The organism is Thioalkalicoccus limnaeus (assembly GCF_041197575.1).
Taxonomy (GTDB): Bacteria; Pseudomonadota; Gammaproteobacteria; order Chromatiales; family Chromatiaceae; genus Thioalkalicoccus; species Thioalkalicoccus limnaeus.
This window is the reverse complement of sequence record NZ_JBDKXB010000016.1, coordinates 46,306-68,097: the sequence shown is the minus strand read 5'-3', so window position 1 is coordinate 68,097 and position 21,792 is coordinate 46,306. Positions and strand designations below refer to the sequence as shown.

Annotated in this window: 15 protein-coding genes; 6 read left to right on the top strand and 9 right to left on the bottom strand. The window is 66.3% G+C overall.

What is annotated here, in order from left to right:
- The first annotated feature begins 9 nt into the window (after positions 1–9).
- Entirely contained in the window at positions 10–2,022 is a 2,013-nt protein-coding gene (locus ABC977_RS12305; protein ID WP_369667562.1) for an acyl CoA:acetate/3-ketoacid CoA transferase, read from the top strand.
- Positions 2,023–2,158: 136 nt separating this feature from the next.
- Here ABC977_RS12305 and ABC977_RS12300 read toward each other — a convergent pair whose 3' ends face one another.
- The 4 genes from ABC977_RS12300 to putA form a co-directional block, all read right to left on the bottom strand.
- A complete protein-coding gene (locus ABC977_RS12300) occupies positions 2,159–2,284 on the bottom strand; it encodes a hypothetical protein (RefSeq protein ID WP_369667561.1) in 126 nt (41 codons plus the stop codon).
- Positions 2,285–2,378: 94 nt separating this feature from the next.
- On the bottom strand, positions 2,379–3,440 hold the full coding sequence (locus ABC977_RS12295; protein ID WP_369667560.1) for a metal-dependent hydrolase: 1,062 nt from the start codon (positions 3,438–3,440) through the stop codon (positions 2,379–2,381).
- 2 nt (positions 3,441–3,442) lie between these two features.
- On the bottom strand, positions 3,443–4,054 hold the full coding sequence (locus tag ABC977_RS12290; protein ID WP_369667559.1) for a TetR family transcriptional regulator: 612 nt from the start codon (positions 4,052–4,054) through the stop codon (positions 3,443–3,445).
- A 157-nt stretch (positions 4,055–4,211) separates the two neighbouring features.
- Positions 4,212–7,319 carry a bifunctional proline dehydrogenase/L-glutamate gamma-semialdehyde dehydrogenase PutA gene (gene putA / locus ABC977_RS12285; protein WP_369667558.1) on the bottom strand — a complete coding sequence of 1,036 codons (3,108 nt, stop codon included), beginning with the start codon at positions 7,317–7,319 and terminating at the stop codon, positions 4,212–4,214.
- A 34-nt stretch (positions 7,320–7,353) separates the two neighbouring features.
- Between putA and ABC977_RS12280 the strand changes: the two genes are divergently transcribed.
- Positions 7,354–7,530, top strand: a complete 177-nt coding sequence (locus ABC977_RS12280; protein WP_369667557.1) for a hypothetical protein — start codon at positions 7,354–7,356, stop codon at positions 7,528–7,530.
- 303 nt (positions 7,531–7,833) lie between these two features.
- Positions 7,834–9,336, top strand: a complete 1,503-nt coding sequence (locus ABC977_RS12275) for a 2Fe-2S iron-sulfur cluster-binding protein (protein ID WP_369667556.1) — start codon at positions 7,834–7,836, stop codon at positions 9,334–9,336.
- Between the two features lie 54 nt (positions 9,337–9,390).
- Here ABC977_RS12275 and ABC977_RS12270 read toward each other — a convergent pair whose 3' ends face one another.
- From ABC977_RS12270 to ABC977_RS12260, 3 genes are all read right to left on the bottom strand, one after another.
- Positions 9,391–10,698, bottom strand: a complete 1,308-nt coding sequence (locus tag ABC977_RS12270) for a DUF3422 family protein (protein ID WP_369667555.1) — start codon at positions 10,696–10,698, stop codon at positions 9,391–9,393.
- 191 nt (positions 10,699–10,889) lie between these two features.
- Entirely contained in the window at positions 10,890–12,569 is a 1,680-nt protein-coding gene (locus ABC977_RS12265; RefSeq protein WP_369667554.1) for a BatD family protein, read from the bottom strand.
- Between the two features lie 194 nt (positions 12,570–12,763).
- Positions 12,764–13,816, bottom strand: coding sequence for an AAA family ATPase (locus tag ABC977_RS12260; protein ID WP_369667553.1), 1,053 nt, complete (start codon positions 13,814–13,816; stop codon positions 12,764–12,766).
- A 306-nt stretch (positions 13,817–14,122) separates the two neighbouring features.
- Between ABC977_RS12260 and ABC977_RS12255 the strand changes: the two genes are divergently transcribed.
- From ABC977_RS12255 to ABC977_RS12245, 3 genes are all read left to right on the top strand, one after another.
- Positions 14,123–14,794, top strand: coding sequence for a protein-L-isoaspartate(D-aspartate) O-methyltransferase (locus ABC977_RS12255; protein WP_369667552.1), 672 nt, complete (start codon positions 14,123–14,125; stop codon positions 14,792–14,794).
- A 527-nt stretch (positions 14,795–15,321) separates the two neighbouring features.
- Positions 15,322–19,179 (top strand): DUF3683 domain-containing protein, encoded by a 3,858-nt coding sequence (locus ABC977_RS12250; RefSeq protein WP_369667551.1) that lies wholly within the window; start codon positions 15,322–15,324, stop codon positions 19,177–19,179.
- Positions 19,180–19,273: 94 nt separating this feature from the next.
- The gene (locus tag ABC977_RS12245) at positions 19,274–19,606 is read left to right on the top strand and encodes an SMR family transporter (RefSeq protein ID WP_369667550.1); all 333 of its coding nucleotides are present in this window, start codon (positions 19,274–19,276) and stop codon (positions 19,604–19,606) included.
- A 163-nt stretch (positions 19,607–19,769) separates the two neighbouring features.
- Here the strand turns inward: ABC977_RS12245 and phoU are convergent, their stop codons facing one another.
- Both phoU and galU read right to left on the bottom strand, forming a co-directional pair.
- Positions 19,770–20,453, bottom strand: a complete 684-nt coding sequence (phoU, locus tag ABC977_RS12240) for a phosphate signaling complex protein PhoU (protein WP_369667549.1) — start codon at positions 20,451–20,453, stop codon at positions 19,770–19,772.
- 342 nt (positions 20,454–20,795) lie between these two features.
- Entirely contained in the window at positions 20,796–21,668 is an 873-nt protein-coding gene (gene galU / locus ABC977_RS12235) for a UTP--glucose-1-phosphate uridylyltransferase GalU (RefSeq protein WP_369667548.1), read from the bottom strand.
- Between the last annotated feature and the right edge of the window lie 124 nt (positions 21,669–21,792).

Genomic DNA, 21,792 nt, shown 5'->3' with positions numbered 1-21,792 from the left:
CGACAGGACATGACCCAGCCCGACCCAAAGGTATCACCGACGATCGCGCACCCGATCACGCAGGACCCGCACAAGGGGATACTGGAGCGCAGCAAGGTCGTCTCCTCGTCACAGGCCGTGCAGTTGATCCATTCCGGGGACACGGTTGCGACCGGCGGCTTCGTCGGCATCGGTTTCGCCGAGGAGATCGCCTGCGCGCTCGAAGAGCATTTCCTCACGACCGGCGAGCCCCGGGACCTGACGCTCGTCTACGCGGCCGGACAAGGCGACGGCAAGGAGCGCGGGCTCAACCACCTGGCGCACGAAGGCCTGCTCAAACGCGTCATCGGCGGCCACTGGGGGCTGGTCCCGCGGCTGCAGCAGCTGGTCAACGACGGCCAAATCGAGGGCTACAACCTGCCTCAGGGGGTCCTCGCGCATCTGTTTCGCGACATCGCCGCCGGCAAGCCCGGCACCTTGACGCGCGTCGGCCTCGAGACCTTCGTCGATCCGCGCCAGGGCGGCGGTCGGCTCAACGACCGCACGACCGAGGACCTGGTGCGACTCCTCGCGATCGACGGCGAGGAGCACCTCTTCTACAAGGCCTTCCCGATCGACATCGCGATCGTGCGCGGCACGACCGCGGACCCCGACGGCAACGTCACGATCGAGCGCGAGGCCCTGGTTCTCGAATCCCTGGCCCTGGCGATGGCGGCGCGCAACTCGGGCGGCCTGGTCCTGGTGCAGGTCGAGCGCCTCGCCGAGCGGCGCAGCCTCAGCCCGCGGCAAGTGCGCCTCCCGGGCATCCTGGTCGACGCCGTCGTGGTCGCACCGCCCGAGCGTCACTGGCAGACCTTCGCCGAGGCCTACAACCCCGCCTTCAGCGGCGAGATCCGCATCCCGATGCAGTCGATCGAGCCGCTGCCGCTGACCGCGCGCAAGGTCATCGCACGGCGCGCGGCCTTCGAACTGCGACCGAACGCGGTCGTGAATCTCGGTATCGGCATGCCGGAGGGGATCGCGAGCGTCGCCAATGAGGAACGGATCCTCGACCACCTGACGCTGACCGCCGAGCCGGGCCTGATCGGCGGCCTGCCCGCCGGCGGCCTGAACTTCGGTGCCGGCACCAACAGCGCGGCGGTCATCGATCAGCCAGCCCAGTTCGATTTCTACGACGGCGGCGGCCTCGACATCGCCTTCTTGGGCCTCGCGCAGGCCGACGCGCTGGGCAACGTCAACGTCAGCCGCTTCGGCCCGCGGTTGGCCGGCGCCGGCGGCTTCATCAACATCAGCCAGAACGCCAAGAAGCTGGTCTTCGTCGGCACCTTCACGACGGCCAAGACGGCGCCCAGGATCGGCGAGGGTCGCCTCGCGCTCGGCGACGGCGCCGGTGGGCACAAGTTCATCGAGCGCGTCGAGCAGGTCACCTTCAGCGGCGAGCGGGCCCGTCGGCTCGGCCAGATGGTCCTCTACGTGACCGAGCGCGGCGTCTTCGAGATGCGCCCGGACGGGATCACGCTGACCGAGATCGCGCCGGGTGTCGACCTCGAGCGCGACCTCCTCGCGCAGATGGGCTTTCGGCCGCGGATCGCCGAGCCGTTGCGGCTCATGGATGCGCGCATCTTCACCGATCAGCCGATGGGCCTCGAGCGCGACCTGCTGGAGGTCCCGCTCGCCGATCGCCTGACCTACGATCCAGCCAAGAATCGGCTGTTCGTCAACTTCGAGGCCCTCGCGGTGCGCGAGCCGGCCGACATCGAGCGCATCCGCGAGGCCGTCGAGGCCCTGCTCCAACCGCTCGGCCACAAGGTCTTCGCCGTCGTCAACTACGACAACTTCAGCCTCCGCCCGGACCTGATCGACGCCTACGCCGACATGGTCCAAGGCCTCGTCGAGCGCTACTACCTCGACATCACCCGCTACACCACCAGCGCCTTCCTGCGCCTGAAGCTCGGCGAATCCCTCGCCACCCGCGGCCTCGCCCCGCACCTCTGCCAAAGCCGCACCGAGGCCGAGCGCGACATCGAGCAACTCGGCGGGTGAACTGAGATCCCGGTGGGGCACGATGGAAAAACGGCCGGACGCGAGCGCCGGCAAGGATCGCGGACGTCGCGCCTATCGATCGGAAACGGAAACGCGGCGATTTGCTCCCGCAGGGCCTTCGGGACGCTGTCACGCATCAGGCCGCATCGGCGTCCGCCAGCAGCCGCTTACCGCTGCGGATGCTGAGCAGCGCCATCGCCCGCGCCGCGCCGTCGGCGCGCGCCACCAAGGCTTCGGGCAGTTCAAGCGTGATGATCGTCATGGGCGGGCTCCGGTAGCGCGAGATCCTCGTCCTAAGCAGATTCTAATCGTTCAGCCTGGGGCGAGTCATTTGGCCGCTGCCTGTCTGTTTCACGTTAGCGCAAAGGCTGTCGGCTGTCGTCGCGGAGATACCGTAGCCGGTGAAGTCGCCAGTCCTGATAGGGAGTCGTGCGGCAGAACCCGTAACGAAAGGTGTCGGGTAGCGTGGGCAGATCGTAGCGTAGGTCGGTGAACCAAACACAGGTCTCACCATCACGAAGGTCGACGCTTGACAGGCTCGGGTACACGGCGAAGCGGCGGAAGGGGGCGAAGTCCCGGCGCCGCCAGAGCTCTTGCGCCAGTGCGCGCTGCTCCTCGGTCGCCCCCCACCGGTCCAGGCTTTCCCAGCGCAGCTCCGTTGGCGACCGGTAGGACTCGGCGAGTGCCCGCAGCGGGCGGAGGCCGATGAGATCGGGTACCGGCGGCCGATGGCCGACGAGATTGGCCTGGGCCCGATGGTAACGATCGCCGTCGATCACCAGTAGGGTCCAGTTGAATGGCGAGAAGGGTTGCGGCAAGACCGCAACCTCCGGATTCTCGATGCCACCTTGTCGGGCATGGAGCTCGGCCAGGTTCAGTGCCTGCTCTCTCAGCAGGGCCTGATTACCGACATAGCCGCACAGCGCGATAAGGCCGGCGCGCGCGACCCACTGGAGGCTCCGAGCTCGGAGGCTCAGGAGCAGGGCCAGGCCGACGAGTCCAGTGAACAGCGGATCCATGACGAAGGTGAAGCCCAGCGCGGGCCGCCAATCCGACCAGGGCGCCAGGATCGCGGTGCCGTAGACCGTGATCAGATCGCTGACAATGTGGGAGGTCAGGGCCAGCGCACAGACCAGCGTCGCTTCGACGAAGGCCGACCTGCGCCCGGTCAGCCACACGAAACCCCCGCCGAGCACCAGCGCCCACAGGGGCATCAGCAGCAGCGAATGCGTGGGGCCTTGGTGCCAGTCCGCGAGAAAACGCAGCGGGTCGATCAGGAACCCAGCGAAATCGACATCGGGGAAGGCGGCGGCGGTGCCGGCCAATACCAGCCGTTCGCCCGTGCTCAGGCGACTTCGTCGGGGCGCCGCGGCCTGCGCGACCAGGGCGCCCAGCAGGGCGTGGGTGACGGTGTCCAAGGTCAGCGGTCGCGCGGCGATCCCGGCAACCAGCTGCCGAGACCCAAGGCAGCGCCCTCGGCCCGAGCGAGCAACCGATCGAGCAGCGCCCGGGTCCGCTGTGCGCCGGGGGAGTCGTCGCGCAGCCAGCGGCCGAAGGCCAGCAGATAGGTCGTCGTCAGCACGGCTTCCTCGAGCTCCCGGCGCAGACCTGTGGTCGGCAGGCAGGCGATCTCCCGGATCCATTGCACGGTGCGGCTGATTCGGGTGACCCCGTGCGCCTGCAGATGCAGGTGTTCCGGATGCAGCTTGTAGCCGATCATCGCCGCCGTGAGACGGCGGTGCGGAGCCAGGGCGTCGAACCAGGCCATGATGGTTCGAAACAGTCGTTCCCGTTGACTCAGCAACGCCCATCCAGGTGCTTCGTACATCGCCAGAAGGGCTCGATCGGCCCGGTCGAACCAGGCCTCGGCCAAATCGTCCTTCTGGCGATAGTATCGGTGGATGTCGGCGAGACTGATATTTAGGAACTGGGCGATCTCGTGCAGGTGCAACTCATCCCAGCCACGCTGTTCGCCCAATTCCAGTGCGATATCGAGAATCCGCTCCGCCAAGTCGGCGCGATCATCGGTCATACCCTATCCCCCGGTGCGAGTTTGGAGCACGAGACCCCGTCCAGCTCGGTCGTACCTCACCGTCAATGATGGGGACGGATCAGGCCTTCCGAACCGGACCCGCGCGGCCTGTTCCGGCGTCAGCCGCAGAGGGACGTGGTTGGTCATCAGGAGATTGTCAGCCGCTGACCTCGGTGCGCGAAGTCGACGATGGGTCTTCATCGAGCGATAGCAACGCGGCGTCGCCGCCGGTGGCCGCCGTGTTGAACGAACGCACGCGCTCCACCGCAAAGCGCGGGAGGTAGTGCGGGCCTCCGGCCTTGGGGCCGGTCCCGGAGAGCCCTTCGCCACCGAACGGCTGCACCCCGACGACGGCGCCGATCATGTTGCGATTGACATAGCGATTGCCCGCACGGATGCCCGCACGATCGGCAGCCGTGAGCAGGTTGATGTGCCTGTCGATACGGCTGTGCACGCCGAAGGTCAGGCCAAAGCCGGTGCCGTTGATCGCGGCGATGACCTCGTCGAGCGCGTCGGCGCGATAGCGCACGACGTGCGGCACGGGTCCGAACACTTCATCCTCGAGCTGCTCGATGCCATCGATCTCATAGGCGACCGGGGCGATGAAGCTGCCGGATGCGGTTTCCGGCGGCAGCGGGCAGCGATAGATCAGCCGGGCCTCGCGGTCCATGCGCGCGCAGTGGGCCGCGAGCGCCTGCTGCGCGTCGGCGTCGATCACCGGCCCGACGTCGGTTGCCAGGTCCCACGGAGCTCCGATCCGCAGCTCCGCCATCGCGCCCGCAAGCATGGTCAGCATGCGCTCGGCGACATCTTCCTGGATGAAGAGCACCCGCAGCGCCGAGCAGCGCTGTCCGGCGCTCTGAAAGCTCGATTGCAGCACATCGGTGATCACCTGCTCGGGTAGCGCCGAGGAGTCGACCACCATCGCGTTCTGGCCGCCGGTCTCCGCGATCAGCGGCACGATCGGGCCGTCGCGCTCGGCGAGCCGCCGGTTGATGGCGCGGGCGGTCGCGACCGAGCCGGTAAAGGCGACGCCGGCGATGCGCGGGTCCGCGACCAGCGGCGCACCGACGCTTGGCCCATCACCGGGGACGAGCTGGAGCGCCGCTTCGGCGATGCCGGCGGTGCGCAGCAGCTCGACGGCCCGCGCGGCGATGAGCGGGGTCTGCTCGGCCGGCTTGGCGACCACCGTGTTGCCGGCTGCGAGCGCGGCGGCGACCTGGCCGACGAAGATCGCAAGCGGAAAGTTCCACGGGCTGATGCAGACGAACACCCCGCGGCCATGCAGCGAGAGCTGATTGCGCTCGCCGGTGGGGCCGGGGAACTCCAGCGGTGCGGCGAACGCCTCCCGGGCGCGAGCCGCATAGTAGCGGCAGAAGTCAGCGGCCTCACGCACCTCGGCGATACCGTCCGGAATCGATTTGCCGGCCTCGCGGCAGCACAGCGCGACCAGTTCGCCGAGATGGGCCTCGAGCTGGTCGGCGGCCGTCTCGAGACACTGCGCCCGCCGAACGGCGGGCGTTAGATCCCAGGCCGGGAAGGCGTCCGCGGCGGCCGCGATGGCGCTGCTGACCTGGGCTGGGGTAGCGTCCTGCACGCGCAGGACCTGATGGTGGTCGGCCGCATCCATGGCGCGATACAGGGCTGCGACCGCGTCCGGGTCGCCGAGGTCGAGGCCGGCCGAATTGACCCGATCGGGCCGATACAGGTCGCGCGGTGCCGGGATGCGCGGATGCCGTGCGTCGTGTTGGGTCGCAGCGACCTCGATCGGATCGGTGACGACCTGCTCGAGCGGCTGGGTTGCATCGGCGATGCGGTGCACGAAGGAGCTATTGGCGCCGTTCTCGAGCAGGCGCCGCACCAGGTAAGGCAGGAGCTCGTCGTGGCTGCCGACCGGGTCATAGGCGCGGCAGGGGGTGGCGGTATGCTTGAGCACCTCGGCATGCAAAGCCTCCCCCATCCCGTGCAAGCGCTGCAGCTCGAAGGGCCGGCCGTCGGCCATCTCGAGTACCGCGGCGATGCTGTGGGCGTTGTGGGTCGCGAACTGCGGATAGACCCGTTCGCCGAGGTCGAACAAGCGTCGAGCACAGGCGAGGAAGTTGAGGTCGGTGTTGACCTTCCGGGTGAATACCGGATAGCCAGGCAGGCCAAGCTGCTGGGCGAGCTTGATCTCGCTATCCCAGTAGGCACCCTTGACCAGGCGCACCATCAAGCGGCGGCCACGGCGATCGGCCAGTTCGCCGAGGAGCGTGCAGGCGTCGAGTGCACGGCGCTGATAGGCCTGCAACGCGAGGCCGAGGCCCTGCCAGTCGGTAAGCGCGGGCTCGGCGCAGAGGGCGGCCAGGACGTCGAGCTGTAGATCGAGGCGGCTGGCCTCCTCCGCATCCATGGTGAGGCCGATGTTCGCCTGCGCGGCGTCTCGCGCGAGCGCCAGCGTGCGCGCGACCACCACTGGGCGGACCCGAGGCCACTGCGCGGGCTCGAAGCGCGGATGCAGGGCAGAAAGCTTGATGGAGATACCGGGGCCATCGATCGGCCCGGCACCGGCCGCGGCGCGACCAACCACACCAATTGCGTGTTGGTAGCGCTCGAAGTAACGTTGGGCATCGTCTGCCGTGCGCGCCGCTTCCCCGAGCATGTCGAACGAATGCCGGTAGCGGGCCTCGTCGCCATTCTTGCTGCGTGCGAGCGCCTCGTCGATGTCGCGGCCCATCACGAACTGGCGGCCTAGGATGGCCATCGCCTGCCGCATGGCTTGGCGTACCAGCGGCTCGCCGCCGCGCCGGATTCGCTGGCGCAGGGACGCGAACAGGCCGGTTTCGGGGTCGGCGGGGTCGTCGTCCGGTTCCAGCAGCCGGCCGGTCAGCATCAGCGCCCAGGTCGAGGCGTTGACGAAAAGCGAGCCGCCGCCTTTCTGACCGCCGACGCGCCATTCGATGCCGCCAAGCTTGTCGCGGATCAGCTCGTCGAGTGTGGCGTCATCCGGGATGCGCAGGGCCGCCTCGGCTAGGCACATCAGCGCGATGCCCTCGCGGCTGGTAAGCCCGAACTCGGCCAGGAACCGATCCAGCAGGCCACCGTCGCCGCGACGGCGCACGGCGCGCACCCAGTCCCTGGCGCGCTCGAGGACGCGGGCGCGAGCCGGGGTCTCGAAGGCAATCGCGTCGATTGCTCGGTCTCGTAACTGTTGCTCGTCGGCGAAGCGGGCAGCATTCATGTCGCGCCAGGCCGAAAGGTCTGTCAGTGCTGGCAATGAAAGCGTCATCGTTCGGTCCGAAAGAGGCCGAGAGGGCAAGACCATGCGCTACCCATCCCGAGTCACGCCGATCAGCTACCTCGAGGCCAACGCCGCCGAGGTGCTGGCGCAGCTGGCTCCGCAGCGCGAGCTCTTGATCACCACGCGAAACGGTCAAGGCAAGGCCGTGCTGCAAGGCCTGGCTTTCTTCGAGGAAACCCAGGATTCGTCGCCCGACTGATGGGGCAGGCGCGCCACACAGTAGTGGTTGACGATCGCATAGTCGCAGCGATCATCCAACCGGTTCACGCTGGCCATGGACGGTGTTGGCCCAGGCGCGGGCGCCCTCCTCCGCTTGCGCCTGGCCGGCCATCAGACCCAGTGCCAAGCCTACCCCAAACCAAGGTCGCGCTACTCGCATCGGATACCCCCTTTCGCGATAGGATGCCACCGCTGGCTGGTCACGGCTCGAAGCAGCCGGCTTGCTCGTGCGCCGGATGTTAGTGCAAAAGATTCTCAACAACAAAGAGGCTCGGTCCCGATCATGTCCGACTATCTGACCCTGACCCGCGCGGCCCGGTTGGTCGGCGTCAACCGGGCCAAGCTGCAACAGCAGATCCGCCGCGGCGAGATCGCGACCTTCGAAGGCAAGGTGTCCGTCAGCGAGTTGCTGCGTCTGTACCCACAGGCGACGCTGAGCGACGACAAGGAACTCGACCGCGTCACGCGGATCAAGGCCACCGCCGCACCGAGCCGTCAGCCGCCGGAGGTGGCCTGGCCGGCGCCCGAGGTCCTGATGGCTCGGCTCCGCGGAATCAGCGATCTGTTGACCGAGAAGTTGGCCGCGCTCGAGGCGCGCGAGACCCTTCTTGATCAGGTCGCCGATCGACTTGATAGAATCATTCAGAACGCACCGGAGCCCACCGCTGAGGGGGTGCGCGCGGTCCGCGCCTGGTTGAGCGCGTCGCGCGCTGGCACGGCGGGCCAGGCCAATCCCGCGACCCCATCACGCTTGTTCGCCAACGACACCTTCCTGCGCATCATGGCCGCCACCGTCAAGATCGAGCCCAGCGGACACGAGTTCTTCGTCGAGGGTCAGGAAACCATCCTGGATGCCGCCGTCCGCGCCGGGTTGCACATCGCCTATGGTTGCTCGAGCGGCAACTGCGGTGCCTGCAAGGCGCGCGTCGTCAGCGGCGAGGTGTTCAAGGTTCGTGAGCACGATTATGTGCTCAGCGAGCGCGAGAAACAGCTCGGCTACTGTCTCACCTGTTCGAATACGCCGGTCACGGATCTCGTCCTCGAGGCTATCGAAGCCTTGTCGGTCGCCGATCTGCCCGAGCAGGAGATTCGTGCCAGCGTACGCAAGACCGAGCACCTGACTGCGGATCTGATCCTGTTGCAGATCCAGACGCCTAGGACCCAGACGCTGCGATTCATGGCCGGTCAAGGGGTCAGATTGACGCTCGAGGATGGAGCGGAGGCCCGGCTGCCGATCGCAAGCTGTCCGTGCAACGGGAGGAATCTGCATTTTTTCGTCTCGCGCGCCCCGGGCCATCCCTTCTCGGACGCGGTGTTCGCCGGCCTTCGACATGGTCAACTGGTCCAGATCAAGGGCCCGATCGGGCATTTCGTGCTGGACGAGGAGACCTCGGACCCGGCCGTCTTCATCGCCTTCGGCGATGGCATGGCACCGATCAAAAGCCTGATCGAGCACGTCGTATCGATCGACCTGATCGAATCCCTGCACCTGTATTGGGTCGTGACTCGCCCCGAGGAGCATCATCTAGGCCAATGGGCTCGCGCGCTGACGGACGCGCTCGATGAGTTCCATTACACGCCGCTAGTCACCGATAAAGTGGCCGATCTGCTCGTTGCGCTGCGCGCCGATCTAACCGACCTGACCCGTCAGCGTTACTATATCGCCGGTCCGGCAACCGAGGTGCTGGCCGTGCGCGATGCGCTCCGGGCCGGTGGTGTCGCCGAGGAAGCCATCCGAGTCGAGGTCGTCGCGGGTTTGTCGGCCCCCTTCGCTGGCGACGGGTGAACCGCTCAACGGGGCCAGGATGGAATTCTATCAGCCACTCCTTAGAGCATCGTCTTAGTGCTCCTCGCTCCCCTCTCGGTGGAGCCGTTTCCTCGTGCGCTTCAGTGCGAACCAGGCGATGCCGACCACGAGTGGCATTGCCAAGCCCATGCCGAGCACCGCGTCGATCGGCAGGCCCTTGGCCTCGAGCCCCTTCAGCGCGTAACCGATGAGGCCGACGCCGTAATAGCCGATCGCGATCACCGACAGGCCCTCGACCGTCTCCTGCAGGCGCAGCTGAATCTTCGCGCGACGATCCATCGACTCGAGGAGCCGGCGATTCTGTTCCTGAAGGCTGACCTCGACGCGCGCGCGCAGCAGACTGGTCAGGCGCGCGGCGCGCTCGGCGAGGTCCTGTTGGCGGTGGCTGGTCGAATTGCAGGTGGCGATGGCCGGGGCCAGGCGGGCGTCGAGGAATTCGGTGAAGGTCTGAAATCCTTCGATGCGTCCTTGGCGCAGCTGGTCGAGGCGTTGCTGGACGACGCGGTAATAGGCCCGCGAGGCCTCGAAGCGGTAACTGGTGCGCGCCGCGACCGCCTCGATCTCGGCCGCCAGGCTCGTCAACTCGGCGAGCAACTCCTCTTCGAGGACCGGATCCTGCGCCCCCTCTTGTTGCGCTAGACGGGCCGCGACGGCAACCAGGCGTTGGTCGGCATCCCCCAGGCAGACCGACACCTCGCGTGCGAGCGGCAATCCGAGCAAGGCCATGGCGCGGTAGGCATTGATCTCGAGAAGCCGCCGAATCAGGCGTCCGGCCTGATTCTCGGACAGGCCCCGGTCCTGCACTAGGATCCGCGAATAGCCGTCCGAATGGATGCGCAAGGCCGACCAGGCTCGGCCCAATCCGCCGACGACTTCCGAACCGATGATCGGATGCCCTTCGAACAGCGCGGCCAGGTCTTCACCGGTGCGTTCGCGCGCGTCGCGCGGTTCGAGCGCGACCAAGGCCGCCGTGACGATGTCGCCGGGGATATCGCAAAGCCAATCCTGTGGTAGCGCGTTCAGCACTGGATCGGCGAAGGGATCGGTGAAGGCCCCCGGCTGGGTGAAGGTGTAGGTGACGAACTCGGTATGGCGCTCCCAGCGCAGATGAATCGAGCCGAGTTCTTCCGTGTGGTGTTGGCCGACGAAGTCCGGGACTGGCCGGTCGTAGTGGCGCAACAGGCGTTTCAGATGACGGACATTGCGCCCGGTGCCCTTTTCCCCGCACAGGGACGCGAGATGCGCGACACGGGCGGGGGCCTGCATCCGATCGTAGGCACGGGCGTGCAGTTCGGCGGTGACCAAATGGCGCTGCGGATGTTCTCGGAAAGGAAGGCTCATGCCAACGATGCTCGAAATGTTCAATGTTCAGGGAACGAAGCCGATTATCCACAGTTTCATGACTGTTGGCCCTTTCCCCACAGGGGCGAAGTCGGGTTACGGCGCGCATCGAGCGCCATACCGGACTCTTCAGGTTCCGAGTTGGCGCGCCTAGTTACCCCGCGCGGGCACCTTGAATTTTCAAGGTGCCCTTACGACCGCGGATCTTCCAGCGCCGGGGCGAGCACGACCCAAGCGCCCTCCCCGTCCCAATCCCAGGGGTCTTCACCGTAGAGACCGCGTTCGAGTCCAGCCAGGAGACCCGCGGCCTCATCGGACTCGAGGCGCGCGGCCAGCGATAAGAGGCCGTGCGGCGGATCCTCAGGCCAAGCTACCCGGCCCCAATCGAGCAGGGCTTCGCGCGCGTCGCGCGGACCGCGGCGCCGACAGGCCCGCTCGATCGCTCGTCGGCTTTCGGCCAAGCGCTGGCCGCGAGTCATCTCGGGCGGCCGGTCATCGATCGCAGCCGTCAGGGTCGCAGCCTTCAGGGTCGCAGGGCGGCGGCGCCCGCGCCACCACAAACCCAGCGTCGCCAACCAGGTCACCGCGAACGCGGCCGCCACCCAGAGCCAGGCACCCTGTGCTCCGAACCACTGTGAGAGCCCGCCGAGGCCGGTTCCGATACCAGGGCCCGCGATCACCTCGAGCGATCGGGCCTCGAGTCGGGCCTCGCGCGGACGATCGGCAACCGTATCCCACCAGGCCACGCGGATCTCGGGCAGGGTCAGAACCCCCGGTTCGGTGACGCGCAAGGCCATCCGAATCCGACGCTCGGCGACCGGGAGCCCGGCCTCGACCCGGTCCTCGTCCTCGATGGCTTCGGGATACAGGGCTACGCCATCAGGCGCTTCCAATGCCAACTCGGGCAGTTGTTCGCTGAGGACACCGGTTGCGGTGATCGTCAGGGTCCGGGTCATGGTCTGCCCGATGTGGATCACCGGCATCTTCGGTGTCCATTCGTCGCGCAGCGCGACGGACTCGGCGGGCAACCAGCGTGGATCAGCGCCATCCGGCGGTGGGCGCACCCCGAGCGTGATCGCGCGACCGCTGACCCGTACCTGGCGCGTTGCCTCGAACAGGCCATCCGGGCCGGCATCCTCATCCATGACCTCGTCCAGCGGTGCGAAGGGATCTCCGCCGAGGCCGTTGAAGTCCGGTGACGATCGCTCGATCGGCATCGCGGCGTTCAGACGTGGGGGTTGGATCTCCAGCGGCCCGGCCTGTTTTGGAAAGATCGCATAGCGGCGTTCGGTCACCGTATAGAGATCGGCACCGATCTGCTCGCTCGACTGGCGATCATCGCCGATTTGCCGAATGGTCATGCCCTCCCCCTGGGGGTCGGTCAGTCGCGGTTCCTGCAAGGGCACGCTCGTGAAGAGCCGCACCTGATAGTCGACCCGACCTTGGACGTAGGGATCCATTGGCGCGGCGATCACGTCGATGAAGACCGGCTCATCGGCGCGGGTCATCAAGGCCAGGCCGGCGTCGAGCACCTCGAGGGTCAAGGGCTCGGTGGTCAGCTCCCCCACCGTCAAAGCTGGCACCGTCAGCCAGCCGGTCCGGCGCGGCGCCAGTTCCAGGCGCCATTCGTGTGTGGTGGCCGGCGCGCCGTCGACGGCGAAGGCGCGACTCGTGTGCGCCACATCGACCAGATCGAAATCGGCCTTCAAGGCATCCAAGTCAGGCTCGTCGGGACGCTCGCCCGAGACCGTGACGAACAATGCCACGGTTTCGGCATCCGTGATCAGGTCGCGTTCGAGCCAGGCCTGGAGCTCAGCGGCAAGGCTCGTGCTCCCGAGGGAGAGGCAGATGGCCAGCAGCAGGGATCGCATCGGTCAACTCCGAAAAAGGCGGCCGCGTGACGCGCCGCTGGGGAAGGATTCAAAAATAAGCGGTGCAACTCGGCCCACGATGTCGTGGTTACGCTGCGCGAACCCGACAAGGGCTACACATGCACCGGTCGTTGCTGAACCGATAATCGGATTCGTCGAGGGTGGGCGGCAGCGCCGCTCGCTCGGCGCCGCCTCTAAGGAATCGGGACACGGGCGAGCCAGTTGGCGATGTAATCGTCCGGGGTGCGACCATCCGCCGTGGCAGCGTCGGTCAACCGGATGCGGTGGCGCAGGACCGCCGGCGCGATCCACTGGATGTCCTCGGGCGCGACATAGTCCCGTCCATCCAACCAGGCCTTGGCCCGGGCGCCGCGCTCGAGGGCCAGTGTCGCGCGGGGACTGACCCCGCCACCTAACCATCCGACCAAGTCTCGGTGATAGGTGGCCGGCACGCGCGTGGCCATCACCAAATGCACCAGGTAGCCCTCGAGATCCGGCGACAAATGAAGATCCAGGATCTGCTGTCGTGCCGCGCGGATCGCCGCCGGCCCGACCCTCGGTGGGACCGGCGCGCCGGGTTGCTGGGGCATCAACCCGGTTCGGAACGCTTGACGGGATCGGCGCAAGATCGCGCGCTCGGCCGCGTACCCCGGAAAACGCGGTTGAACACAAAAGGCGAACGAATCGAACCAGGACGGTAAAGGCGCCGCCGCATCACTCGGGTTGCGGGTGGCCATGACCAGAATGGCGCCGGTGCCGGGCACCTGATCTCCGATCCCCGTATTGGGGCGGCGCGGCTTCAAGATCCGATTGATGGCCAGGTCGACACCCGCGGTGGCCTGCTCCATCCCTTCGATGATTAGCAGGCTCGCAGGCCACCGATCAGTGCCGGCCGCATCGGGATCATCGGCTGCGGTCGCGTCGGCCTGCTCGAGGAGACGCGCGGGATCCATGTCAGGGGACACTTGCTGCCATCGCACCGGCCCTTCGAGACCGGCCGCCAACAACTCGAGCGAGCTGGACTTCGCCAGGCCAGGCGGGCCTTCGATCAACAGGTGGCCACCGGACAGCAAGGCCACCCACAACATCTCGACCATCTGTTGTTGGCCCACGAAGGCCGAGTGCATCGCGCGACGCAAGGCATCGATCTCGGCCCATGCCGCCGGGGTGCAATCGTCCTGCGGCCCGCCAGCCGGTGGCGTCGCCGGGACAATGGCTGCCGATCTCGAAGATGTTGCCTCTGTCATCTACTGCGCCTTCGCCTTGGATGAATACATCGAAACCGGGGAAACGCCGACGATGAGCGGCGCCCGTGGGATGTCGATGCCATGGGGCTATTGTCCGGAATTCAGCTGCCTATTGGTACTCTTTTGCGGTTTGTGTAATGGAGACAGGCATTTGTCGAGTGTGCTAGCCTTAACCGGGCTCATCGCGTCTTAGAAATCAGGTTCACAATGGCATCGACACGAGACGGTTTCAGAGCGCTGGCGACGGCTGTACTCGGACCTCTGTTGATGTGTGCCGCGCCGGCTGGTGGGAGCCCCGGGGGCGGCATGCCGAGCGACCGAGGCGAACGCGAGGCACTGGTGCACGCAATTGAACTCCAGGTGCAGGAGACCCGTCACGCCCTCGGGACGGACCGTCTGGATCCGGCCGTGATCGCAGCCTTGCGCGCGGTGCCGCGTCACGCCTTCGTCCCGCCTTCGCTGCGGCATCAGGCTTATCAGGATCGGCCGTTGCCGATCGGCGGCGGACAGACCATTTCCCAACCCTATATCGTCGCCATCATGAGTCACCTGCTCGGGGTGGGTCCCGGCGACCGGGTCTACGAACTCGGTACCGGCTCCGGGTATCAGGCGGCCGTGCTGGCGGAGATGGGCGCCGAGGTCTACTCGGTCGAGATCGTACCCGAACTCGCCGATCGCGCTGCCAAGACGCTGGCCGAACTCGGCTATCAAAACGTCAGGGTTCGGGCCGGCGATGGTTATCTGGGTTGGCCGGAAGCGGCTCCCTTCGCGGGAATCATCGTCACGGCCGCCGCCGGCCATGTCCCCCAACCGTTGCTCGACCAGCTCGCGCCGGGTGGTCGGCTCGTGATGCCGGTCGGTGACCCGGGGCGGGTTCAGCAGCTCGTGGTGATCGAGAAAGACCTCGACGGAGCGATCGTTCAGCGCAGTATCCTTCCGGTGCTTTTTGTCCCGGTCACAGGCGACCGCGTTCGCTGATCTTGTTCGCGACGAAAGACTGGAATTCGCGACTGGCCCAGAAAGACCACATCAGGGATCGAGCTGCGCCATGCAACAACAATAACTTTAGAGACGAAGGGGGAATGGACGATGACTCGTGGATCCTTCGCGAAAGACTGGGTATCGAATGGCTTGACGAGTTACCTGAAGTGTTGGTGGAGAAGGATCATCGCCGACGAGGTCAGCGCTGACTTAGCCGCCTGTGAGTTTGATTGCAGAGCGCTCGAGTGCTGCCAGGAATGCTGGGAAAACTGCGCGCGAAGAAGGGAGACCCAGCGCGCACTGGACCAGCCGCGCCGGGATCGACGCGATCGAGGCTGACCGCGCGGCTTGTCCCGGCGCCTCCGGTACCAGCGAAACCCGCCGTGCTGTTCGTCTGACATGGCCTCTAACGGCGAGGTGCAATCGACCCTGAAGGGGTTTGACAGGGCTTAATCCTGTTGGGGCCTGCCGCGCTGCGATAGAATTTGTGCATCGCAAAACAGCCCCTGTCTCCCCCCGCCTTGATGAACAGTTCCCCATCCCTCCGCATCCGCGAAATCCCCTACAACTACACGTCCTTCTCCGATCGCGAGATCGTGATCCGGTTTCTCGGCGCCGCGATGTGGGAGCGGATCGAGTCGTTGCGCGGGACGCGGCGAACCGGACGCTCGGCGCGGATGCTCTTCGAGGTGCTCGGGGATATGTGGGTCGTGACTCGCAATCCCTATCTGCAAGACGACCTGATCGACAACCTCGAGCGGCGGCGCCTGCTGATCCAGGCCCTCGTGCATCGGCTCGATCAGTTCGAGCAGCGTCTGAACAACAACGCGCAGGCTGCGGAACTGCTCGCAGCCGCGCGAGCCGCGGTGACCCGGTTCGGTGATGGGTTCGCGGCCGAGCGGCAGGTGCGCGACCGGCTGCGGCGTCGACTCGCCGGGGTGACACGGCCGGACAACCTCGACTTCGATGGGCTTGCCCGGGTCGCGCACGCGACCGACGCGACCGACTGGCGCGTCGAACTCCCATTCGTCGTGATCACGCCCGATACCGAGGACGAGGTCGCGCCGATCGTCGCCGGGTGCATCGACTGCGGTCTGACGCTGATTCCGCGCGGCGGCGGCACCGGCTATACGGGGTCGGCGGTCCCACTCGACCCGCGCTGCGCGGTCATCAATACCGAAAAGCTCGAGAGCCTGTCGCCGATCGAGTGGACCTGGTTGCCCGGCGTCGTCGACCCGGCCCCGACCGTGCACTGCGGCGCAGGGCTCGTGACGCGGCGGGTCGCGGAACTTGCCGAACGCCATGGGCTCGCGTTCGCCGTCGACCCGACCTCGCAGGATGCCTCGACGATCGGCGGCAACATCGCGATGAACGCCGGCGGCAAGAAGGCCGTTCTGTGGGGTACGACGCTCGACAACCTGGTGTCCTGGCGGCTGGTCACGCCAGCCGCCGACTGGCTCGAGGTCGAGCGGCTCGACCACAATCTCGGCAAGATCCACGAGCAAGAGCTGGTCCGGTTTCGGCTGACGCGCTTTGCGCCCGACGGCCGCACGCCGCGCGGCGCCCCCGAGATCCTCGAAATCCCCGGCCGCACCTTTCGGCGCCGCGGGCTCGGCAAGGACGTCACCGACAAGGTCCTGGACGGGCTGCCCGGCGTCCAGAAGGAAGGCTGCGACGGCCTGATCACGTCGGCGCGCTTCCTGCTGCACCGCATGCCCGGGCAGGTACGCACCCTGTGCCTCGAGTTCTTCGGCACCGATCTCGCCCAAGCCGTGCCGGCGATTGTCGAGATCCGAGATCATATCGCGGCCTTTCCTGGGGTCGACATCGCCGGCCTCGAACACCTCGACGAACGTTATGTGCGGGCCGTCGACTATTCGACGAAGGCGTCGCGCCGCGAGCTACCGAAGATGGTCCTGCTCGCGGACCTGGTCAGCGACGACCCGGCCGCGGTCGAGGCCGCGTCGGCTCAGGTGATTGCGCTCGCGCAGGCACGCGATGGCGAGGGCTTCGTCGCGGTCAGCGCCGAGGCGCGGCGCCGTTTCTGGCTCGACCGCGCGCGGACCGCGGCCATCTCGCGGCACACGAACGCCTTCAAGATCAACGAGGACGTCGTGATCCCGCTCGAACGGCTCGCCGACTACAGCCGCGGCATCGAACGGCTCAACATCGAGCAATCGATCGCGAACAAGCTGCGGATCATGGAGGCCGTGCTCGAGTACCTCGGCGGACCGCTGGCGGAGGCGCGGGATCCGGCCGATTACGAGGCATCGGCCGAGGCGGCAGCGATCCTGGCGGCGAAGCGCGACGCGGCCCGCGAGATCGTGAACCGCGCCTTGCGCCGTTGGCGAACCGTCCTCGATCAACTCGACGCCGCGGCGATCGACCATCCCACGCTGCTCGACGACAGCGCATCGGCCGATCTGCGGCCCGATGACACGCTGCTCGATCTGATGCTGCGGCGGACGCTGCGACAGTCGTACCGTATCGAGGTCGCGGCCCAGCTCGATGAGATCTTCGCGGGGCAGGATCTCGCGCGGGTTCGTGACAAGCTCGCGGCGATCCATCGCCGCGAGCGCGATTCGCGCCTTTTTATCGCGCTGCACATGCACGCCGGGGACGGCAATGTCCATACCAACATCCCGGTCCATTCAGCCGATTATCGGATGCTGCACGAGGCCGACCGGCTCGTCGAGCGGATCATGGCCCTTGCCCAGTCCCTCGACGGCGTCATCTCCGGCGAGCACGGGATCGGCCTGACCAAGATCGGTTTCCTCGAACCCGACAAGATCGAGGCCTTCGTCGCCTACAAGGACCGTGTCGATCCGCAGCATCACTTCAACCGCGGCAAACTGATGCCGGGCTCGGGGCTCGACGCGGCCTATACGCCGTCGCTGCGGCTCGTGCAGCAGGAGGCGATCATCCTCGAGGAGACGGAGCTCGGTGCGCTCAACGACGATATCCGGCATTGTCTGCGCTGCGGCAAGTGCAAACCCGTTTGCATGACCCATGTGCCACGCGCCAATCTGCTCTATTCCCCGCGCAACAAGATCCTCGGGGCCGGGCTCATCATCGAGGCCTTCCTGTACGAGGAGCAGACCCGCCGCGGTCTGTCGCGGCGCCATTTCGCCGAGATGAACGACCTGGCCGATCACTGCACCATCTGCCACAAGTGCGAGACACCTTGTCCGGTCGACATCGATTTTGGCGAGGTCACGATGCGGCTGCGCCGGATCCTCGTCGCGCGCGGCCACCGGCGATTCAGCCCGGGGGCCTGGGCGGCCCTGCGCTTTCTCGATGCGAGTGACCCGCGCATGGTGCGCTGGCTGCGCCGTGGGTTAGCCGAATGGGGTTTCGCCGGCATGAATCTGACGCACCGCTTCGCCCGTCGTCTCGGCCTCACGGAGCGGTGCAAGGCCCGCCCCGGCGCGACGAGTCACGCGCCGCGTCTGGCCTCCCAGGTCGTCGAGTTGGTCGCCCGCCCGGTGTCGGTCGGCCTGCCCAAACGGACCTTTCGCCAAGCGCTGGCCCTCGAGGACCGCACCCAGATCCCGATTCTGCGCGACCCAGCCCGGACCGCGGACGAGGCCGAGGCCCTGTTCTACTTCCCGGGCTGCGGCTCGGAGCGGCTGTTCTCGGATATCGGTCTTGCGACCCTGGCGCTCTTGTACGCGGAGGGCGTGCAAACGGTGCTGCCGCCCGGCTATCTGTGCTGCGGCTTTCCGCAGCGGGCCGCCGGTCGGGCCGAGCGCGGGCGCCAGATCACGATGGAGAACCGGGTGCTCTTCCATCGGGTCGCCAATACGCTGAACTACCTCGATATCCGCACCGTCATCGTGTCCTGTGGGACCTGCATGGACCAGCTCCTCGAATACGACTTCGCGCGGATCTTCCCCGGCTGCCGGCTCCTGGACATCCACGAATATCTGATGGAGCGTGGGGTTCGGGTGCCCGAGGTCTCAGCGACCCGCTACCTGTATCACGATCCATGCCATACGCCGATGAAGACCCATGCGCCGCTGCGCGTCGCCTCGGCGCTGATGGGCCGAACGGTCACGCTGTCCGATCGCTGTTGCGGCGAGGCCGGCACGCTCGGCAGCGCCCGGCCCGATATCGCAAACCAAGTGCGTTTCCGCAAACAGGAGGAACTCACCCGCGGCATCCGGGAACTGACCGGTCAGGATCGCGTCACAGACGACGCGGTCAAACTGTTGACCGCGTGCCCGGCCTGTCAACAGGGCCTGGCGAAATACCGAGAGGACACAGGGTTAGCGACGGAATACATCGTCGTCGAACTCGCACGCCACCGGCTCGGCGACGGCTGGCAGGATCGCTTCGTCGAGCAGGTCAAGGCTGGCGGGATCGAACAGGTGTTACTCTAAGCCGAGTACTGTCAGCTTTCATGCTTTCGGACTTGCCTTGACGCCGGCCTCTGGCGTTGCACGAGCGGTCACACAGGGGGAGTACCCAGACCTCATGTCCCATTGGTTGCTGCTTGGCCTGGCCATCCTATCGGAGGTGATCGGGACAGCGTTTCTGAAGAGTTCCGAGGGCTTCACGAGGTTGTGGCCCTCGGTCATCGTCCTGGTCAGTTATGCATCGGCCTTCTATCTGTTGTCGCTCGCGATCCGGACGATCCCGGTCGGTATCGCCTATGCGGTCTGGGCGGGCGTCGGGGTCGCGCTGATCGCGTTGATCGGTTGGGCCTTCCTCGGTCAGGCGCTCGACCGGCCGGCCATTGCCGGCATCGGCCTGATCATCGCCGGCGTGGTCGTGCTGAACGCCTTCTCATCGAGCGCCCCGCATTAGGGCCGCGGTCAGCGCGGCCGAGAATCAAGCCAAGGGTACACGCGGATCGCCTTTTCGCGACCACGGATGAATCCGGATTCTCCGCTCGAGCTACTGCTCTATCCGCGTTCATCCGTGCGCATCCGTGGCTGTTTTCCACGTCCGCTCTAATCGATTCCTGGCCTCAGGTCAGGTCGCCCGTTTCGCGTTTGCTGAGCCGTCTACCCGTGATCCAGTAGACCAGATCCTCGGCGATGTTCGTCACATGGTCGCCGATGCGCTCCAGCGACTTTGCGATGAACAGGACCTGGGTGCAGCTGGTCGCGGAGTTCGGGGTCTGGCACATGGTCTGCAGATGGGTGTTGAAGACCTCTTCGTACCGGGCATCGATCTGCTCATCCTGGCCCCAGATCGTCTTGGCGGAGGCGGCATCGCCTTGCTCGATCGCGTTCAGGATGCCTTCCAATTGCACGCGGACGGAATCGGCCAGGTCACGAAGCCCGGTGAAATCGATTGGTTGACCCTGTTCGGCGATGATCGACGCCCGTTTGGCGATGTTCTTCGCATGATCGGCAACACGCTCCAGATCGGTCGCAATGCGATCGCAACTCATCAGCGCACGCAGGTCGGTCGCCATCGGTTGGCGCATCGCCATGATCGCCGAGACTTCCAATTCGATCCGCTGATCCAGGTCATCGACCTGCTGGTCGGCGGCCAAGATGGCCGGGGCCGTGTCGGCTACGGGCTGACCGAACAGCGCCGTCGCCGCAACGAGTTGATCATGCGCCAACCGGCCCATCCGCAGCAGGTCGTCGGTGACGGTCCGCAGCACATCATCGAACGACCGAACGGTGTGTTCTCTTGTCATATTTCGCTCTCCGGGCTGGCACGCCCTGATATGGTCCCGATCGATTCGGGCGACTCCTCGAGCCGGTCGCACGTCGATCGGCTTCGTTATTGATCATATCCCGCTTCGACCCGACCAACGCTGGCCACAGACACCGGGCCTCGGTGACACCGTTGCCGTCGCGTTGTCGCTTGGCCCTGTTGGTGGCGGAAGGCGAGCGAGGCCGCCCAAGCGCTGTCACGCCGACCATGCATCATTTGACCAGTTCGATATGACGGTCTCGGGAAGGGTCCGTGACCTTCTCGTTAAGGCTGATGGCGATCCGGGACATCGCCATCGGCGCGGTTCGCTCCTGTTCGCACCCTACAGGCGCAAGTTCTTCAGGTAATCGGCGAACGGCCCGCCCAGCTCTGGGTGCTGCAGGCCCAGTTCGACTGTCGCCTCGAGATACCCAAGCTTGCTCCCGCAATCATAGCGTTTCCCCTTGAACGGATAGGCGATGACCGGCTCGTCGGCGAGCAGGGCCGCGATGCCGTCGGTGAGCTGGATCTCGCCGCCGGCGCCGGGACGGGTTTCGGCCAGCTTGTCGAAGATCCGCGGCGTCAGCAGGTAGCGGCCGACGACCGCGAGATTCGATGGGGCGTCGTCGGGAGCCGGCTTCTCGACGATCGAGACCACGCGCAACTCGCCGTCGGCGCCGCGTTCGGTCGCGACGATGCCGTATTTGTTGGTCTCGTGGCGCGGAACCTCTTCAACACCGAGGACGCTGCAACCGTAGCGTTCGTAAACGTCGGCCATCTGCGCGACGACCCCAGGGCCATCATTCTGGATCAGGTCGTCGGCGAGGATCACCGCAAAGGGCTCTTTGCCGACCACCGGTCGAGCACAGAGCACGGCATGACCCAGACCCAATGCCTCGGCCTGGCGCAAATAGATGCAGCTGACATCGGGTAGCACGACACCGCGGACGATGTCGAGCAACTTTTTTTTCCCGCTGGCCTTCAGTTCCATCTCGAGCTCATAGGCCTTGTCGAAATGATCCTCGATCGACCTCTTGTTGCGGCCCGTGATGAAGACCAGTTGCTGAACGCCTGCCGCCTCCGCCTCCTCCGCCGCGTACTGGATCAGGGGCTTGTCGACCACCGGCAACATCTCCTTCGGACTCGCCTTGGTGGCAGGAAGGAAACGGGTGCCCAATCCGGCGACGGGGAAAACGGCCTTGTTCAGCTTTGCCATGCTATTGCCTCTTGTCAGTTGTCTTTGTTCCGGACCTAGGGCCAGCAGCGGCCCCGGGGAGGGTCGTGCGGCGGACGAGGAACTCAAGGCACTTGGCGCCGCCACCGCGTGGGCCAAGCGCGCG

Excerpts from the sequence above, each read along its gene's own strand:
- ABC977_RS12305 (WP_369667562.1), top strand. The coding sequence starts at position 10 with ATGACCCAGCCCGACCCAAAGGTATCACCGACGATCGCGCACCCGATC.
- ABC977_RS12300 (WP_369667561.1), bottom strand. The coding sequence starts at position 2,284 with ATGACGATCATCACGCTTGAACTGCCCGAAGCCTTGGTGGCGCGCGCC.
- ABC977_RS12290 (WP_369667559.1), bottom strand. The coding sequence starts at position 4,054 with ATGACCGATGATCGCGCCGACTTGGCGGAGCGGATTCTCGATATCGCA.
- putA (WP_369667558.1), bottom strand. The coding sequence starts at position 7,319 with ATGACGCTTTCATTGCCAGCACTGACAGACCTTTCGGCCTGGCGCGAC.
- ABC977_RS12280 (WP_369667557.1), top strand. The coding sequence starts at position 7,354 with ATGCGCTACCCATCCCGAGTCACGCCGATCAGCTACCTCGAGGCCAAC.
- ABC977_RS12275 (WP_369667556.1), top strand. The coding sequence starts at position 7,834 with ATGTCCGACTATCTGACCCTGACCCGCGCGGCCCGGTTGGTCGGCGTC.
- ABC977_RS12270 (WP_369667555.1), bottom strand. The coding sequence starts at position 10,698 with ATGAGCCTTCCTTTCCGAGAACATCCGCAGCGCCATTTGGTCACCGCC.
- ABC977_RS12265 (WP_369667554.1), bottom strand. The coding sequence starts at position 12,569 with ATGCGATCCCTGCTGCTGGCCATCTGCCTCTCCCTCGGGAGCACGAGC.
- ABC977_RS12260 (WP_369667553.1), bottom strand. The coding sequence starts at position 13,816 with ATGACAGAGGCAACATCTTCGAGATCGGCAGCCATTGTCCCGGCGACG.
- ABC977_RS12255 (WP_369667552.1), top strand. The coding sequence starts at position 14,123 with ATGCCGAGCGACCGAGGCGAACGCGAGGCACTGGTGCACGCAATTGAA.
- ABC977_RS12250 (WP_369667551.1), top strand. The coding sequence starts at position 15,322 with ATGAACAGTTCCCCATCCCTCCGCATCCGCGAAATCCCCTACAACTAC.
- ABC977_RS12245 (WP_369667550.1), top strand. The coding sequence starts at position 19,274 with ATGTCCCATTGGTTGCTGCTTGGCCTGGCCATCCTATCGGAGGTGATC.
- phoU (WP_369667549.1), bottom strand. The coding sequence starts at position 20,453 with ATGACAAGAGAACACACCGTTCGGTCGTTCGATGATGTGCTGCGGACC.
- galU (WP_369667548.1), bottom strand. The coding sequence starts at position 21,668 with ATGGCAAAGCTGAACAAGGCCGTTTTCCCCGTCGCCGGATTGGGCACC.